The sequence below is a fragment of the Devosia sp. 1635 genome (assembly GCF_013185955.1).
Taxonomy (GTDB): domain Bacteria; phylum Pseudomonadota; class Alphaproteobacteria; order Rhizobiales; family Devosiaceae; genus Devosia.
Genome location: NZ_JABAOM010000002.1, coordinates 621,496 through 638,663 on the forward strand (window position 1 = coordinate 621,496; position 17,168 = coordinate 638,663).

Genomic DNA, 17,168 nt, shown 5'->3' on the forward strand with positions numbered 1-17,168 from the left:
GACAAAAAGCATGGCCACAGCCCAGACCCGCACCCTGTCGCGCCTGATGATGGCCCCGGCCGTGATTGTCCTTTTCATCTGGATGATCGTGCCGCTGGTGATGACCCTGTGGTTCTCGTTCCAGAACTACAATCTGCTCAACCCAATGATGACCGGTTTCGCCGGTTGGGCGAACTATGTCTATGTCATCGGCGATCCCAGCTTCACCCAGGCTCTCGTTAATACGCTGCTGCTGGTCGGGGGCGTGCTGCTGATCACCGTCATTGGCGGCACCTTCCTCGCGCTGCTGCTCGATCAGCCCATCTGGGGCCAGGGCATCTTGCGCATCATCGTCATCTCACCCTTTTTCGTCATGCCCCCGGTCGCCGCGCTGGTCTGGAAAAACGGCTTTATGCACCCGGGCTATGGCATGCTGAGCCACCTCTGGCGCGCCTTTGGGCTGCAGCCGATCGACTGGTTCAACCAGTTTCCCCTGCAGTCCATCATCGTCATCGTCGCCTGGCAGTGGCTCCCCTTCGCCACCCTGATCCTGCTGACGGCTCTCCAGTCCCTCTCCGAAGAACAGCGCGAAGCCGCCGAAATGGATGGCGCCAAGGCGGTCAACCGCTTCCGCTACATCATCCTGCCCCATATGGCCCGGGCGATCACCATCGTGATCCTGATCCAGACCATCTTCCTTTTGGGCATTTTCGCCGAAATCCGCGTCACCACCGGCGGCGGGCCCGGCTACGCCTCCACCAACCTCACCTTCCTCGTCTTCCGCACCGGCATTCTCTCCAACGACATCGGCGCCGGCTCCGCGGGCGGCGTGGTCGCCGTCATCCTCGCCAACATCGTCGCCATCTTCCTCATGCGCGCGGTGGGAAAGAACCTCGATGAGTAGCGTGCTTAGCAAGACGCTCCTACCATGCCCTCCCTCCCCCTTGAGGGGAGGGCAGGGGTGGGGGTCCCTCCGTGCTCACCTGCAGGTAACGGCGAAGGCAATCCTTTGCGGGAACACCATCCCCCATCACGAACCCGATCTCACCCTCCCCCTTGTGGGGAGGGCCAGGGAGGGGCTTGCTGCAGCTGCCTCCCGCACCTCGCTCGGGAGAACCTGACATGGCCCGCAACGCCTCCACCGGCACGCGCATCGGCTTCACCCTCCTCGCCTGGGTGATCGCCCTCCTCTTGTTCTCGCCCATCCTTTGGACGGTGCTCACCGCCTTCAAGACCGAGGCTGAGGCCATCGCCGCCCGCCCGACCTTTTTCCCGCAAACCTTCACCCTCGAAAACTTTGCCGCCGTCCAGCAGCGCAGCGACTACATCAAGCACGCCACCAATTCGGTGATCGTTTCGCTGGGCTCAACGCTGCTCGGCCTCCTGATCGGCATCCCCGCCGCCTGGGCCATGGCCTTCGCCCCCACGCGCCGCACCAAGGACGTGCTGATGTGGATGCTCTCCACCAAGATGATGCCGGCCGTCGGCGTGCTCATCCCGATCTACCTGATCTTTCGCGACCTGCGCCTGCTCGACACGGTGCACGGGCTGACGATCATCATGACCCTGATCAACCTGCCCATCATCATCTGGATGCTCTACACCTACTTCAAGGAAATCCCGGTCGATATCCTTGAAGCCTCGCGCATGGATGGCGCCGAGCTCTGGAACGAGATCGTCCATGTCCTCGTCCCCATGGCCGTGCCCGGCATTGCCTCGACGCTCCTGCTCAACGTCATCCTCGCCTGGAACGAAGCCTTCTGGAGCATCACCCTGACCTCGGGCCGCGCCGGCACGCTCACCGCCTTCATCTCCTCCTTCTCCTCGCCCCAGGGCCTGTTCCTCGCCAAACTCTCCGCCGCCTCGCTCCTTGCCATCGCACCCATCCTGCTCCTCGGCTGGTTCAGCCAAAAACAACTCGTCCGCGGCCTCACCTTTGGAGCGGTGAAATGATGTTTGTCCTCCCCGCGAATGCATCGGCTCCTGTGCACCCCTCCCCCTTGAGGGGAGGGGAAGGGGTGGGGGTTCAGGCCTCTCCACACATCCGGCGCTCACCCGATCGCCCGCATCCTGCGCCTCAGTTGAATACACCGGAGGGCTAACAATCATGGGCTCCATCACCCTCGAACACGTCCAGAAATCCTTCGGCGATGTGCATGTCATCCCCGATATCTCCCTCGATATCCGCGAAGGCGAGTTCGTGGTCTTTGTCGGCCCCTCCGGCTGCGGCAAGTCCACGCTGCTGCGCCTGATCGCGGGGCTCGAGGACACGACAGGCGGCCGCATCCTGCTTGACGGACAGGACATGACCAAGGCGCCCCCGGCCCGGCGGGGCCTCGCCATGGTGTTCCAGAGCTACGCGCTCTACCCGCACATGACCGTGCGCGACAACATCGCCTTCCCCCTCAAAATGGCCAAGGCGCCCAAGGAGGTGATCGAGCAAAAGGTCGAATACGCCGCGCGCACGCTCAACCTTTCCTCCTATCTCGATCGCCGCCCCCGCGCCCTCTCCGGCGGCCAGCGCCAGCGCGTCGCCATCGGCCGCGCCATCGTGCGCGAGCCCAAGGCCTTTCTCTTTGACGAACCGCTTTCCAATCTCGACGCCGCCCTGCGCGTCAACATGCGCCTCGAGATCACCGAACTGCACCAGCAGCTCAAGACCACCATGGTTTACGTCACCCACGACCAGGTCGAGGCGATGACCATGGCCGACCGCATTGTCGTGCTTAATGCCGGCAAGGTCGAACAGTTCGGCTCCCCGCTCGAGCTCTACAAGCGCCCCGCCAACCGCTTTGTCGCCGGCTTCATCGGCTCGCCCAAGATGAACTTCATCGACGGCCCGGAAGCGGGCAAGCACGACGCCCATTCCATCGGCATCCGCCCCGAACACTTCGCCATCAGCACCACCCCCCTGCCCGGCGGCTGGCGCGGCGTTGTCGGGGTCGCCGAACAGCTGGGCTCCGACACGTTCCTCCATGTCCATCTCGAAGGCATGGGCCTCATGACCGTGCGCACTGACGGCGAGCAGATCTTCAGCCACGGCGACGAGGTTTATCTTGCCCCCGATCCGACCCGCATCTACCGCTTCGATGCGGGTGGTGTGGCGATCTAGTCAGTCGCGCAATGGCGGGACCATCGACGCCCTCCTCTCGCGGGAGGGATTGAGGGTGGGGTCGGCCAATGCTACGCGACATCAGCGCGACTCCGGCCCCTCTTTGCCGGAGGAACCGCTCCCCGAGGCATCGAGGACCAGATATGACCACCAAGCTTTCCGCCGCCACCCTCGCCACCCTCTCCACGGCGTCTGTCCCCGCCTATGATCGCGCGGCCCTCACCCCCGGCATCGTGCATTTCGGCGTCGGCAACTTCCACCGCGCCCACCAGGCGGTTTATCTCGATGATCTCTTTGCCACGGGCCGCGACCATGATTGGGCGCTGATCGGCGCTAGCGTGCGCGAGGCCGATGAAGCCGTCCGGCAAAAGCTCGGGGCCCAGGATTGGCTGACCACCGTGGTGGAGCAGGAAGCCGACCACAGTTCCGCCCGCGTCACCGGCGCCATGATCGACTACATCCAGCCTGGCGACAGCGCCGCGATCCTCGCGCGCCTCGCCAATCCGGCCACGCGCATCGTCTCCCTCACCATCACGGAGGGCGGCTATTATATCGATCCGGCGTCCCAGCGCTTCGATCCGACCCACCCCGATATCGTCTATGACGCCGCCCATATGGATGCGCCCAAGACCACCTTCGGGCTGATCCTGGCCGGCCTCCTCGCCCGCCGCAACGCCGGCATCACTCCCTTCACCGTGATGAGCTGCGACAACATCCCGGGAAATGGCCATGTCACCCAGAATGCCGTAGCGGGCCTTGCCGAACTCGTCGACCCGGCGCTTGCCCAATGGGTGCGCACCGCCGTTGCCTTCCCCAATGGCATGGTCGATCGCATCACGCCCGCCACCTCCGAGCGCGAACGCGCGCTGCTGCTCGAGCAGTTCGGCATCGAGGATAATTGGCCTGTCCTTTGCGAAAGCTTCCGCCAATGGGTGCTGGAGGATAATTTCCCTGCCGGCCGCCCGGCGCTCGAAACGGTCGGCGTGCAATTCGTCGACGATGTTGCGCCCTACGAGCACATGAAGATTCGCATCCTCAATGGCGGCCACGCCACCATCGCCTATCCTGCGGGCCTGCTCGACGTGCATTTCGTGCACGAAGCCATGGAACATCCCCTCGTCTCGGCCTTCCTCGCCAAGGTCGAACAGGATGAAATCATCCCCGTCGTCCCCCCGGTGCCCGACACCGACCTGGGCGACTATTTCGCGCTCTGCCAGCGCCGCTTCGCCAATCCCAAGATCGGCGACACCATTCGCCGCCTCGCGCTCGATGGCTCCAACCGCCAGCCCAAATTCATCATCCCGACCGCCATGGATCGGGTGGCCGCCGGCCAATCCGTCGCCGGCATCGCGCTGGTGTCGGCCCTTTGGTGCCGCTATTGCTTTGGCACCACCGATAGCGGCGCCACCATCGCGCCCAACGATCCTTCCTGGGATCGCCTCACCCAACAGGCCGCCGTCGCCAAAACCGACCCACAAGCCTGGCTCGGAATGACCGATATCTATGGCGATCTCGGCCGCAACCCGGCTTTCGCCGCCGCCTTCGGCACGGCGCTCAACAGCCTCTGGCAGCACGGCACTTCCGCAACGCTCGAGCGCTATCTCGCCGGCGCGCTCTAGCCTGCAACAAAAAAGGCTCCGTCGCGCAGACGGAGCCTTTCGACAAAACTCGGCAATCGGGAGCTTATGTGAGCGAATTGCGGATCGAGTTCAGCATCACCAGATGCGTCTGGATGCCGGTAACCCCGACCATGGACGCGCCACGCGCCATCGGATCATCGCCATTCTTGGCATAGGTCTGGTGGATCTTGAGCAGCTCTTCATGGCCTTCGATCTGGCCATCGATATACATCGCGTCGAACTCGGCGCCATCGGCAGCTTCAAGTGCTGCCAGCTTTGCCGCGTGCTCTTCGCTAAGGCCCGCTGCACCGGGCTCGGAGCCAAAGGCTTCGGCAACAGCCTCCTGCTCGGCGATTTCAAGCTCGGCAAAGGTCTTGACCGAACGGTTGGTAGCCTTTTGCGCCGCCAGCTTGCTGGTGGCGGTCGCATAGTCGCCGCCCATCAGCGCCGGCAGCTTGGCCTGGTCGACACTCGAGGTCTGGGCAAAGGCAACGCTGGCCATCGGCAGCAAGGCAAGGGCGGCCGTGCCGGCCATAATGGTACGTCTGTGCATGTGTTCTCCTTTCGGGAAGATGATGCCCAAACAACCCCGCCCTATACTGGCTGTTCCGCCCCTATAACTTGCGGCAGCAAAGATCGTCTGCCACAATTTCCAGCGTGCACAGCAAAACAGTACTGACACCACCACCGCCGCGGAGAAGTCGGTGTAAAGGCGGTCGCAAATAGTCAAAACTGTTTTGTTACCACCTCTAACAGGAACCAATTCACCCGCCCATGTCTCTCGGCGATTGACTAAGGTCCGCCCAGCCCTGCCTAGTTCGGCCGACATCGACCAACACACCGAACCCCCACCATGCCAGCTTCGATCTCTATTCTCGCGCTCGGAACCGGGCTGATCGCCGCCACGGTCTTGATCCACGTCCTGGGGTTGATCTCCATCACCCGGACCGCAACGGGGCTCGCCAAACGCTTCCGGCTGGCCCGCTCACACCACCGCATCGGGCTCATGATTGGCGTGGTGCTCGGTCTCTTCGCCGTCGCGACGGTGGAGATCTGGCTTTGGGCCTTTTGCTTCTGGGCGCTTGGCGTCGCGCCCGATTTCGACACCTCGCTCTATCTCTCCACCATCACCTATTCCACCGTCGGCTTTGGCGATGTTGTCCCCGCCCCTTCCTGGCGCCTGCTCGCGGCCCTCGAAGGCGTCACCGGCTTTTTGATGATCGGCTGGTCCACCGCCTTCCTCGTCACCGCCGGCATCCGCTTTGGCCCCTTCCGCCCGGGCGAACACTTCTAGCGGCCGCAGTCTCGGCCCGGCGCGGCCTGCTCAAGCCCTAGCGAACTCGTCCTTGAATACAGCGCCATCGCGCATGATCAGCGCCAGGTTCTCAGCCTTGCCCAGCACTTCGATGTCGCTGAGCGGATCACCATTCACCACCAGCAGATCGGCGAGAGCTCCCGGTGTAATCGTGCCCAGTTCGCCTGCCATGCCGCAAAGTCGCGCTCCAATCAGCGTGGCCGACTGGATGATCTCGGCCGGGGTAAGCACCTCGGCCAAGAGCCCGAACTCGCGGGCATGATATGCGCGCAACTGCCCCAACAGATCCGAGCCAAAGGCCATGGGCAAGCCGGCATCGCGCATGATGGCGAGGGACGCGAGCCCACCCTGGCGCACCGTATCGATCTTGGCGAACTCCGCCTCTCCCAGCCCGAGCGCCTTGCCCTCCAGCCACAGCGCCTCATAGGCCACCAACGTTGGGACGGCGATGCACCCGCGCTTCGCGGCCATCTCCGCGGTTTCGCGTGTGATCAGATTGCAGTGCTCGAGCGAATGCACACCCAGTTCCACGCAGCGCCGGATTGCAGCATCGGTGTAAACATGGGCAGAGACATAAAGCCCGGCATTCTCGGCCTCCTCCACCATCGCGGCGATCTCGTCGCGCGAATACTGGATGGAGTGAATGGGATCGTTGGGCGAAGACACCCCGCCATTGGCCATCACCTTGATGAACCGGGCGCCTTCCTTGATCATGGTCCGGCAGGCCGCCCGCACCTCGTCAACGCCATCGGCGATCAGGCCCATCGAGCCCAGCCGGTCCGACATCATCCCCGGCCGGGCATCGGTGCGCGGACGCAGATCGGCATGCCCGCCGGTCGTGGTCAGCCCCTTGCCGCAAATAACGAGGCGCGGGCCGTCGATCAGCCCCTCCTCGACGCCCCGAACCAGGCCGTGATCGGCCCCACCAAGGTCGCGCAGGGTGGTGAAGCCGCGTTGCAGCGCTTCTTCCATCACCCGTGCCGAGCGCAGCCCGGCCAGCGAGGACGGGGCCACCATATTGGACCAGAGATCGAGGCTTTCCGCCACCACATGCACATGGCAGTCGATGAGCCCCGGCATCAGCGTGGCGCCATTGAGTTCCACCCGCCGCGCCTGCGACGGCGCCTCGATGCTCTCCCCCACCGCAACGATCCGCTTGCCGTCAACCAGCACGTGCAGGTTGTCGCGCAAGACGCCGGCCTCGGTATCGAGCACGCGCCCGCCGGTCAAAAGAATGGGCTGGTTCATCGAATTACTCTCGCTCTAGCGGTGGTGGCAGGCGGCGAAGCGGTCCTCGCCCCGCGGCGTGAGCGCCGGCTCCTGCGTCTTGCAGATTTCGGTCGCAAGCGGGCAGCGCGTATGGAACGGGCAGCCCGAAGGCTTGTTGATGGCGCTCGGCATGTCATCGCTGCTGGCGCTGAACCGATGCCGCTGGCGCGGATCAAGGCTTGGCGCCGAGCGCATCAGCAATTCGGTATAAGGGTGCACCGGCGCGGCAAAGATGGGTGCCTTGGGCGCGAGCTCGACGATCTTGCCCAAATACATCACCGCCACGCGGTGCGAGATATGCTCCACCACGCCCAGATCGTGCGAGATGAACAGAAACGACACGCCCAGATCCTTTTGCAGATCACCCAACAGGTTGAGGATCTGCGCCTGCACCGACACGTCGAGCGCCGACACCGGCTCGTCGCACACGATGATATCGGGCTTGAGCGCCAAGGCACGCGCAATGCCAATGCGCTGTCGTTGCCCGCCGGAAAACTGGTGCGGGAAATTGTCGGCCTGATCGGGCCGCAGCCCAACCCGGTCCATCAGCCGCCGCACTTCGGCATCGCGTTCGGCCGGCGTGCCAATGCCGTGGATATCGAGCGGCGCCCGGATCGCCTGCCGGATGCGCTGGCGCGGATTGAGCGAGGAGAACGGGTCCTGGAACACGATCTGCATGCGCCGGCGATAATCGCGCAGCGTGCGGCGGTTAAAGGTTGTGATCTCCTGACCATCAAAGGACACGCGCCCGCCCGTGGGGGATACCAGCCCCATCAGCGCGAGGCCGGTCGTCGACTTGCCACAGCCCGATTCCCCCACCAGCGACAGCGTTTCGCCCCGTCCGATGGCAAAACTCACCCCATCCACGGCTTTGACGGCGCCCACCTGGCGCTGGAGAATCCCGGCGCGAACCGGAAAATGCACTTCGAGATTTTCAACGGCGAGGAGCGGCGAAGCGTTATCAAGCATCAACATGTTCCCAACAAGCGGCCAGGTGTCCGGGGCGCTTCTCGACCAGGGGCGGACGTTCCTCGAAGCACCGCTGCGAAGCGCGCGGACAGCGCGGCGCAAAGGCACAGCCCTTCGGCAAGTCCCAGAGCGGAGGCACCGTGCCGGCGATATCCACCAGCCTTTCGCCGATCTGCTGGCCCGGCACCGAGCGCGGAATGGCCCCCATCAGGCCCAGCGTATAGGGGTGGATGGGTCGATCGAAGAGGTCATAAACACTGGCCTCCTCCACCCGGCGCCCCGCATACATCACCACCACCCGGTCGGCGACCTCGGCCACTACGCCCAGGTCATGGGTGATCAGCACCAGCGCCGTGCCCAGTCGCTCCTGCAGGTCCGAGATCAAACCCAGGATCTGTGCCTGGATGGTCACATCCAGCGCCGTGGTCGGCTCGTCGGCCACGATGATGCGCGGATCGCAGGCCAGCGCCAAAGCGATCATGGCGCGCTGCCGCATGCCGCCCGAAAGCTGGTGCGGATATTGCCGGGCCCGCCGCTTGGGGTCGGGCATCTGCACCAATTGCAAGGTCTCGATCGCCCGCGCCATGGCATCGCGATGGCTGATCTTGCGGTGCTGCCGCACGGCCTCGGCGATCTGCTCGCCGATGGTCAGCACCGGGTTGAGCGCGGTCAGTGGCTCCTGGAAGATCATGGCGATCTGCTCGCCCCGGAAATCCTCCACTCGCCGCTCACCCATGGCGAGGAAATCCTCGCCATTGATGTGGATCTGCCCCGAGGCGACATAAGCCGCCTCGGGCAGGAGGCGCAGCAACGACAGCGCCGTCATCGACTTGCCGCACCCTGATTCACCCACGATGCAAACGGTTTCGCCGGGCGACACCGTCAGCGCCATTTCCGAAACAACAGCGAATGAGCCATGCTCGCCGCGAATGCGCACTTCGAGGTCCGCAACGGCCAGCACGGGTTCGGCAGCAATCGGGGCGGGTGTTGGGCTCATAGGCGTTGTTCCTTTTGCGGGGCGCGGCGCGAACTGGCTATTGCTCGGCGCCGTCGAGATTGCCGACCATGAAGCCATAGTCACCCGCTTCCACGAGATTGCGCGTCAGGTGCTGCATGACCATGATGCCGTTCTCGAACGGGGTTACGATCTCCTCGATGGTCTCGAAGTCATAGGGGCTGACCACACGGCCCAGCAGGCTGCCGCCCTTGATGATCTCGCCATTGGCCGGCGCCAGGGGCTCGAGCCAGCCGCCATGCTTTGGCCGGATGCCGGCAAGTTCGGTCACCACCACCTGCTGGGGATTGGGCATCACCTCGCCCTCGATGGAGCCAATCACGCGCAGCTGGTTGAGGAGCCCCGCGACGGTGCGCTCCACATAGGGGGTCTGGTCGACAATGCCGCCACCCAACTCGATGGTGACGACCTTGGTGCCATGCCGGTCCATCGACACGCTCTTGCTGGTACCCGCATAAACCGTGCCCGCCTTGCCGCTCACCGGGCGATACAGGATCTTGGAGCCAAAGGCGCGCGAGAGCGGCTCGTCGTTCCAGATATAAACATAGTCGACCGTCGGCCGGTCAGTGCCCGAATGCAGGTCAAGATTGAAGTCGAGCTTGGCAAAGAACTCCTCTGCCAGCGCATGGGCCAACTGCTGCGAATAAGGGCCGCGCGGATCGCCGGGGAACTCACGGTTCAGGTTCAGCTGGTCCAGCGGGTTGTGACGGTGATTGACCGCAAAGGAGCGCGGATTGGCCACCGGCAGCAGGATGATGCGGCCCTTGAGCTTGACGTCCTTGATCTGCCGGTAAAGCTCGAGAATGGCCTGCGAGCCGGTGTTTTCATTGCCATGAATTGAAGCGCAGATGCCAACGGTCGGCCCGTCCTCTTCGCCAACCAGTTCGTGCATGAACAGCACGGCGTCGCTGCCATCGGCATGGGTGGTGAATTTGGGGCGGAGCTTGTTGATCGCCTTGACCATTGGGTAGTCCTTTGTTCGCAGAAAGATTGGTTACTTGTTGCCAGCCGAGCGGCTGAGCTGGCGTGGGTCGAGAATGTCGCGCAACCCGTCGCCAAGCAGATTGAAGCCCAGCACCGTGACCATGATGGTCGCGCCCGCGATGATGGAGAGCCAGGGCTCGTCGCGGATGAAGCGGGTGCCATAGGAGAGCGTCCAGCCCCAGGTTGGAGTTGGGGGCGGCAGCCCGAAGCCGAGAAACGAGAGCGCCGATTCAGCAATGATCGCGGTGCCCAGCCCCAGCGAAGCCAGCACGATGATTGGCCCCAGCGCATTGGGCAGGATTTCCCGGAAGATGATGCGGAGCGGCGAAGCCCCGAGCGCGCGGGCTGCCTGCACATAGTTCTGCTCGCGCAGCACCAGCGTCGTTGCCCGCACCACTCGCGCATATTCGGTCCAGAACACGATCACCAGCGCCAGCGAGATATTGTAGATCCCAGGCCCCAGCACCGCGATGATCGCCAGCGCCAGGACAATGGCGGGGAAGCCGAGAAAGATGTCGGTGATCCGCATCAACAGCAGGTCGACCCAGCCGCCGAAATAGCCGGCAACCAGCCCAACCGTGGTGCCGATCACCACGGCCCCGCCAACCGACATCAATGCTACGGACAGGGACACCTGCGCCCCGAACACGAGGCGCGACCACAGGTCCCGCCCGAAATTGTCCGTGCCCAGCCAGTGCTCGGCCGTAGGCCCGGCAAAGCGGTTGCGCATATCCATCTGCTCAACGCCGTGGGTAGCCATATAGGGCGCGAGGACAGCGCAAAGCACGATGAACAGCGTAATCAGCGCGCCCACGACAAGCGAAGTGTTGCGGAAGATCTTGGGAATACGCATCGGATCACCCCAACCGGATCCGCGGATCAACCGCGGCGTAAAGCAGGTCAACCACGAGGTTCACCAGCGCATAGATGATGGCAAAGGTCAGCACGATGCCCTGGATCAGCGGCAGGTCGCGTTGCGCGATTGCCCCGATCGTCAGCTGCCCGAGGCCCGGCCAGGCAAAGATGGATTCCACCAGCACCGCTCCGCCCAGCAAGGCGCCAAAGCGCAGCCCGATCACCGAGATCACCGGCAGCAGCGCATTGCGCAGCGCATGGCGCACGACCACGCGGCCCCGGCGCAAACCCTTGGCGTAGGCGGTGCGCACGAAATCCTCGCGCAGCACTTCAAGCATGGAGGTCCGCACCAGCCGGGAGATGATCGCCGACGTATTGGCGGCAAGCGCCAATGCGGGCAGCAGGATGTGAGACAACGAGTCCAGCAGCACGCCCGGACGCCCGCTCAACGCCGCAACCAGCGCCATCGGCAAGGGCTCGCCCCGGCCCACCGCCGGCAACCAGCCCAGCACTACCGCAAAGGCCAGCATCAAGAGCAGCCCCAGCCAGTAGATCGGCATGGAAACGCCCAACTGTGCAAACAGCATCGCCGCGGTATCGATGATCGAGCCCTGCCGCATGGCCGCAACCACGCCCAGCGTCATCCCGATGATGATGGACAATACCAGCGCCACCACCGCCAATTCCAGCGTTGCGCCGAGACGGCCCGCAATGATGGTGCTGACAGGCTGGGTCTGGAAGATCGACTGCCCCATGTCGCCATGCAGCAGCGCCACGAAGTAATCCCACAGCCGGATAAACCAGGGATCATCCAACCCCATGGCCGTGCGCAGGCTCGCCACTGTTTCGGGCGTCGCGTTCTGCCCCAGCAGCACCGAGGCGGGATCGCCCGGCACCAGCAAGAGCAGGCCAAAAGTCAGAATGACGATGCCGATTGCGGTTGGGATCAACAACAGCAATCGCCGGGTGATATAAGCCAGCACCTGCCCTGCCCTCAGCCGATAACGATTTGCGCGAGCTCGCGCGGATAATGCGTCAAGCTATCGGGCCCGGTTTGGGTGACGAGCACCGTGTCGGAGATGCGAAAGCCCCCCAGACCCTGCACGTAAAGCGCCGGCTCGGAGGAAAACACCATGCCGGGCTGCATGATCGTGTCGTCCCCGCCCTCCACCCAAGGCGGCTCGTGGAACATCACGCCCATGCCGTGCCCAACCCGATGCAGGCAGTATTCGCCGACGCCCTCGCCTTTGATGTAACCCAGCGCCGCATCGTCGGCCGAGGCGCAGGTAGCGCCCGCGACAAGGCCCTCGCGGCCAATCTGCTGGGCTTTTTGCGCGATGGTGTAATAGCGCTCCTGCTCGGGGCTCGGCTCGCCTAGGATGAAGGTGCGCTCGCTTTCGGCCGCGCGTCCCCCGACCCGGCAGCCCAGCGACAGGATGATGCTTTCCCCGCGCTGCGGCCGGTGCCCCGATGGCATGCCGTGGGGAAAGGCCGAGCGGGCGCCCGAATAAACGAGCCCGCCGGCAATGCCCTGCACCAGCATCACATTGTCATGCTCGCGATACATGGTGTCGAGCGCATGGCGGATAACATGGGCTTCGAGCTCGATCTCGGTGGGCATCTCGCCATTGCCGCGCAGGGCCTCAGCGATCAGGTCCACCCCGGCCGCCACCATGGAATCGGAGATACGCCCCGCCTCACGCATCAACGCCACTTCTTCAGGGCGTTTGAGAACGCGCATCTGGCTGACGATGTTGGAAGCGAGCACGCGCGCATTGGGGAAGGCAGCAGCGATCTGGGGCACCCGCGCCAGCGAAATGCCGCCGGAATGGCCAACGACGCCACCGATATTGCCAATGGCGCGGCCCAGCACGTCGAAGGGACGGTCACGGCCCGGAAATTCGAAATAAACAACGAGCTCCGCCGCCGCCTGCTGGTCGAGCGCATGATGACGCTCCAGCTCTGGCACCAGCAGATAGGCGCTGTCTTGTGTCAGCGCGAACACCACCGGCCGCTCGGTCGTATAATGGGAAAAGCCGGTGGTATAGATAATGTCGTCATTGGCATCGAGCAGCAGCAGGTCGATCCCGTCCGCGGCCATGCGGGCACGCATATCGCGGTGCAGATCGGCATAATACTGGGCGCTCAGGCGCTGCGAAAAACCCATGACATTTCCCTCGGTGGCAGAATGCGGCCGGCACGGGAGCGCCGGCCGCGGGAACAAATCCGACTTAGCTTGGCATGCCGATCAGGCCGCGCAGATTGCCACGCGGCGTCGCTTCAACCGTGCCGGGCAGGTCCTTGGCATAGAACAGCTGATAGCCCTGGTAGGAAACGATGTAGTACGGCACCTCTTCGGCAAGGATCGTGGCCGCTTCCTGGTAAGCCTGAGTGCGGGCCGCCTGGTCCAGCGACGAGCGCCCGGCCTGGAGCAGTTCATCCACCTTGGGATTGCTGTAGCCGCCCCAATTATTGCCGCCACCCGTGGTCAGCTGCGCAAACAACAGCCGGTCGGGATCAACGATGTTGACCCAGCCCAGCAGCGCGATCTGGTGCTGGCTCTTTTGCACATAATTGGTCGAAAAGGTCGGCCAATCGCTGATCTGCGCCTGCGCATCCACGCCCGCCTGGGCAAAGATCGCCTGCATATATTCAATGGTCTGCACGCGATTGGGGTCTTCGCTGTGGGTCGAGAGCGTCACCGTCAGCGGCTGGCCGTCCTTGTCGAGGAACCCGTCCGAATTGCTGTCGGTCCAGCCCAGTTCAGCAAACAGCGCCTTGGCGCCTTCGGGATCAAACTGCGGCTGCTGCACTTCAGCCGAATACGCCCAGGACGAGGGCAGGATCACCGAATTGGCGACGGCATCGGCGCCCTGGTAGATGTCATTGACGATGGTCTGCTGGTCGATCAGCATCGAAAACGCGCGGCGCATCTTGGGATCGGCGAGCAGCGGGTCATTGGCGTTGAAGTTGACATAGGTCACGGCCAGGCCCGGGATAACCACATTGCCGAACCGGTCATCGGCGGCAAGGCGGGTAATATCCTGCGGCGAGAGCGGCGACTGGATCACGTCCAGATCCCCCGCTTCGAACGCCTGCGCCCGCGAGGAATTGTCCGCGATCAGCCGCATCGTGACATTCTCGACTGCCGGAGCGCCTGCCCAGTATTCTGGATTGGCTTCGAGCACGATCTCGGCGCCGCGGTTCCAGCTGACGAGCTTCATCGGGCCCGCGCCAATGGGCTCGGCCGCAATGTCGCGCCCGGCTTCCACCAGCTCCTGCGGCACAATGCCGACATCGAGATAGGACAGCAACGGTGCATAAGGCGCGCTCAGCACGAACTTGACCGTGCGGTCATCGACCTTCTCGACACTCGCGATCGGCGTATAAAGGGCGCGCATCGGCGAGTTGAAGTCGGGATTGATCAGGGACTGGTAGGTGAACACCACATCGTCGGCCGTTAGCGGCGTGCCGTCCGAGAACTTGAGGCCCTCGCGCAGGTGGAAAATAAAGGTCTGCGGATCAGGCGTTTCCCAGCTTTCCGCCAGGTCGGGCTCGGCTTGGAGGCTGGGCGTGATGGTCACGAGGCCCGAATAGATCAGGTCGGCGGCACGGAATGCCGTGGTATCGCGGGTCAGGCGCGCATCAAGCGTGCCGGCATCCACATCCACGCCCACCACCAGCGTGTCGGCGTCCTGCGCGACCGCCACACCCAGCGGCATAAAGCTCAGTGCCACAATGGCGCTGGTCGTCAATAAAAACTGCTTCATTCTTTTCTCCCTCAGTCGTGTCTAATCTGTTGGCGGTACGATCTATTTGGCGCGCGCAACGGGCTGCCGCTCCCGCGCCCCATGGGGCTCGTTTCCGGCAATCTTGTTCTGGCGCAGCTCGGCCAGGCACGGCACGAGCACGCTTTCCAACGCCCCCTGGTCGGGCGCATGCCGAAATTCGAAACACGGCTTGCCCGGTCCCACCAAATCGATCACGTGATCGGCCCCCGAGGCATAAATCACCGCATCGCACTGCGCGATTGTCTCGGAAATGTCCGCCGCGGCCGACCAGGTCACCTTGATGTCGGCAATGTGGGGCGCAAACTCGCGCACGCTGGGCCGCATTATCGCGATATATTCGGGGAAATAGGTGACCGCAGCCACCCGCATGCGTGGATCGAGCCCGGCCAGCGCCTGCCGCGTTTTTTCCGATGGAATGAACCGCAACCCCAGCAGGCGCGCCGCCGGAACCAGCGCACGCACTTCGGCTTCGCGATTAACGAAGGTCAGCACCAGATCGGCATCGAGCGCAACGCGGCGCGCGTCCTCGGACACTTTGAGCGTATCCAGCGTCAGGATCTGCACCTGGTCAGTGGCGCCCAGCACCGGCTTGATCTGGGCCACATAGTCCCGCCCCGGCTCTTCAAAGATCGCCACAAACACCAGCCGCAACCCTGTCTTGGGCTTACGCAGCTGCGATTGCGCATTGATCATCGACACCAGTGCCATGGGGGAAACGCCGAGCTTTTCGGCCTTGCTGATCAGGATTTCGATATCGGCGCGCAACGCGCTTACCGGCAGGTCACCGCCCGCACTGGTCTTTTTCGGATCACGAGCAGAAAACGCCCCGAGCCCCTGGCGCATCTCGACAAGCCCTGCATCGCGGAGCCGCTGATACACCTGGCTCACCGTCATCGGGGCAATGCCCAGTTCCGCAGCCAACTGGCGCACCGACTGCAGCTTGCTGCCATAGGGGATCCCGCCAAAGGCCAGCGCATAGGTCAAAAGCCCATGCAACTGTGTGCCGACCGGGACCGGCAGCGACTTGTCTATGCTGGATGCGTCGATACGGAACATGTGTACTATCCAAGCGATACACCCAGACCGTATCAACTCTCTCCCGAAACACAATGGGGCCGCACGTTTTTTATCCACAGCAACTTAATGCCTAGTCACTGAGCAAAGCTTTGCGCTTGCACCGGCTGATTTTCGGTGTTCTCTAAGCTTCAACGCGCGCCGCCAGTCGGCTGCGTGTTGGACTCCGAACCCGCGGGCGCGAAAAGGGTGTACTAATGGAATATGTCAATCTCGGCCGATCCGGCCTCAAGATCTCTCGTCTGGCCTTGGGCTGCATGACCTTTGGCTCCCCCAGCTGGGCCCCTTGGGTCCTCGACGAGGAGAATTCCCGCCCCATCATCGCCCGTGCACTCGAGCTCGGGATCAATTTCTTCGATACCGCCGACATGTATTCCCTGGGCGCCAGCGAGGAAGTGCTGGGCCGCGCCCTTGCCGATCACCCCCGCCACAAGCTGGTGCTCGCGAGCAAGCTCTACAATCCCATGAGCCAGGACCCCAATGACCGGGGCCTGTCGCGCAAGCACATCTTCGAATCGGTGGATGGCAGCCTGCGCCGCCTCGGCACCGATTACATCGATCTCTACCAGCTGCACCGCTTCGACTACGAAACGCCGCTCGAGGAAACGCTCGACGCCCTCAACGATCTCGTCCGCGTCGGCAAGGTGCGCTATCTCGGCGCCTCCTCCATGCATGCCTGGCAGTTCATGAAGGCCCTGGGCCTGCAGCGCCAGCACGGCTGGGCGCAGTTCATCTCCATGCAGCCGCACTACAATCTGATCTATCGCGAGGAAGAGCGCGAAATGCTGCCCCTCTGCCGCTCCGAAGGGGTCGGCGTCATTCCCTGGAGCCCGCTGGCCCGCGGCGTTCTGGCCGGCAAGCGCGGCGAAGACGGCAAGGGCAGCACCCGCGCCCAGACCGACCGCACCGCCACCGCGCTCTATGAGGCGACCAAGGCGCAGGACGATCAGGTCGCGGCCGCCGTCAAGGCCGTCGCCGAACGGCACAACTGCCCCATGGCGCAGGTTGCCTATGCCTGGGTCGCGAGCCGCCCCGGCATCACCGCTCCGATCATCGGCGTGTCGCGCCTCACCCAGTTCGACGATGCGGTAGCCGCGCTCAGCCTCAAGCTGACCGACCAGGATATTGCCGAAATCGAAGCGCCCTACCGGCCCAAGCCCGTGGCCGGGCATCAGTAGCGCCATCC

The 17,168-nt window shown here is 63.7% G+C and carries 16 protein-coding genes; 6 read left to right on the top strand and 10 right to left on the bottom strand.

Annotated elements, in window-relative coordinates:
* Window positions 1–10: 10 nt before the first annotated feature.
* The 4 genes from HRU92_RS09860 (at window position 11) to HRU92_RS09875 (ending at window position 4,710) form a co-directional block, all read left to right on the top strand.
* A complete protein-coding gene (locus tag HRU92_RS09860) occupies window positions 11–883 on the top strand; it encodes a sugar ABC transporter permease (RefSeq protein WP_172123980.1) in 873 nt (290 codons plus the stop codon).
* A 218-nt stretch (window positions 884–1,101) separates the two neighbouring features.
* Window positions 1,102–1,932 carry a carbohydrate ABC transporter permease gene (locus HRU92_RS09865; RefSeq protein ID WP_172123982.1) on the top strand — a complete coding sequence of 277 codons (831 nt, stop codon included), beginning with the start codon at window positions 1,102–1,104 and terminating at the stop codon, window positions 1,930–1,932.
* Window positions 1,933–2,086: 154 nt separating this feature from the next.
* A complete protein-coding gene (locus tag HRU92_RS09870; RefSeq protein ID WP_172123984.1) occupies window positions 2,087–3,091 on the top strand; it encodes an ABC transporter ATP-binding protein in 1,005 nt (334 codons plus the stop codon).
* Window positions 3,092–3,234: 143 nt separating this feature from the next.
* Window positions 3,235–4,710, top strand: coding sequence for a mannitol dehydrogenase family protein (locus HRU92_RS09875; protein ID WP_173088101.1), 1,476 nt, complete (start codon window positions 3,235–3,237; stop codon window positions 4,708–4,710).
* A 64-nt stretch (window positions 4,711–4,774) separates the two neighbouring features.
* On the opposite strand, the gene HRU92_RS09880 is transcribed toward HRU92_RS09875, so the two are convergent.
* Complete coding sequence (locus HRU92_RS09880) at window positions 4,775–5,263, bottom strand: DUF4142 domain-containing protein (protein WP_172123988.1); 489 nt, start codon at window positions 5,261–5,263, stop codon at window positions 4,775–4,777.
* 300 nt (window positions 5,264–5,563) lie between these two features.
* On the opposite strand from HRU92_RS09880, the gene HRU92_RS09885 reads away from it, so the two are divergent.
* Window positions 5,564–6,004 (top strand): potassium channel family protein, encoded by a 441-nt coding sequence (locus tag HRU92_RS09885; protein ID WP_172123990.1) that lies wholly within the window; start codon window positions 5,564–5,566, stop codon window positions 6,002–6,004.
* 30 nt (window positions 6,005–6,034) lie between these two features.
* Here the strand turns inward: HRU92_RS09885 and HRU92_RS09890 are convergent, their stop codons facing one another.
* The 9 genes from HRU92_RS09890 to HRU92_RS09930 form a co-directional block, all read right to left on the bottom strand.
* Entirely contained in the window at window positions 6,035–7,273 is a 1,239-nt protein-coding gene (locus HRU92_RS09890; RefSeq protein WP_172123992.1) for an amidohydrolase family protein, read from the bottom strand.
* A 15-nt stretch (window positions 7,274–7,288) separates the two neighbouring features.
* A complete protein-coding gene (locus HRU92_RS09895) occupies window positions 7,289–8,263 on the bottom strand; it encodes an oligopeptide/dipeptide ABC transporter ATP-binding protein (protein ID WP_172123994.1) in 975 nt (324 codons plus the stop codon).
* Entirely contained in the window at window positions 8,256–9,260 is a 1,005-nt protein-coding gene (locus HRU92_RS09900) for an ABC transporter ATP-binding protein (RefSeq protein WP_127753845.1), read from the bottom strand. Before HRU92_RS09900 ends, HRU92_RS09895 begins: the two co-directional genes overlap by 8 nt.
* A 37-nt stretch (window positions 9,261–9,297) precedes the next feature.
* The gene (locus HRU92_RS09905; RefSeq protein WP_127753846.1) at window positions 9,298–10,242 is read right to left on the bottom strand and encodes a succinylglutamate desuccinylase/aspartoacylase family protein; all 945 of its coding nucleotides are present in this window, start codon (window positions 10,240–10,242) and stop codon (window positions 9,298–9,300) included.
* Window positions 10,243–10,272: 30 nt separating this feature from the next.
* Window positions 10,273–11,115 (bottom strand): ABC transporter permease, encoded by an 843-nt coding sequence (locus HRU92_RS09910; RefSeq protein WP_127753847.1) that lies wholly within the window; start codon window positions 11,113–11,115, stop codon window positions 10,273–10,275.
* Between the two features lie 4 nt (window positions 11,116–11,119).
* A complete protein-coding gene (locus HRU92_RS09915; protein ID WP_127753848.1) occupies window positions 11,120–12,100 on the bottom strand; it encodes an ABC transporter permease in 981 nt (326 codons plus the stop codon).
* Window positions 12,101–12,111: 11 nt separating this feature from the next.
* Window positions 12,112–13,284 (bottom strand): Xaa-Pro peptidase family protein, encoded by a 1,173-nt coding sequence (locus tag HRU92_RS09920; RefSeq protein WP_172123998.1) that lies wholly within the window; start codon window positions 13,282–13,284, stop codon window positions 12,112–12,114.
* Window positions 13,285–13,348: 64 nt separating this feature from the next.
* Window positions 13,349–14,887: an ABC transporter substrate-binding protein gene (locus HRU92_RS09925; protein ID WP_172124000.1), complete on the bottom strand. Its 1,539-nt coding sequence runs from the start codon at window positions 14,885–14,887 to the stop codon at window positions 13,349–13,351.
* 42 nt (window positions 14,888–14,929) lie between these two features.
* Complete coding sequence (locus tag HRU92_RS09930) at window positions 14,930–15,964, bottom strand: GntR family transcriptional regulator (protein ID WP_172124002.1); 1,035 nt, start codon at window positions 15,962–15,964, stop codon at window positions 14,930–14,932.
* A gap of 215 nt (window positions 15,965–16,179) precedes the next feature.
* On the opposite strand from HRU92_RS09930, the gene HRU92_RS09935 reads away from it, so the two are divergent.
* The gene (locus HRU92_RS09935; RefSeq protein WP_172124004.1) at window positions 16,180–17,160 is read left to right on the top strand and encodes an aldo/keto reductase; all 981 of its coding nucleotides are present in this window, start codon (window positions 16,180–16,182) and stop codon (window positions 17,158–17,160) included.
* The last annotated feature ends 8 nt before the right edge of the window (window positions 17,161–17,168 follow it).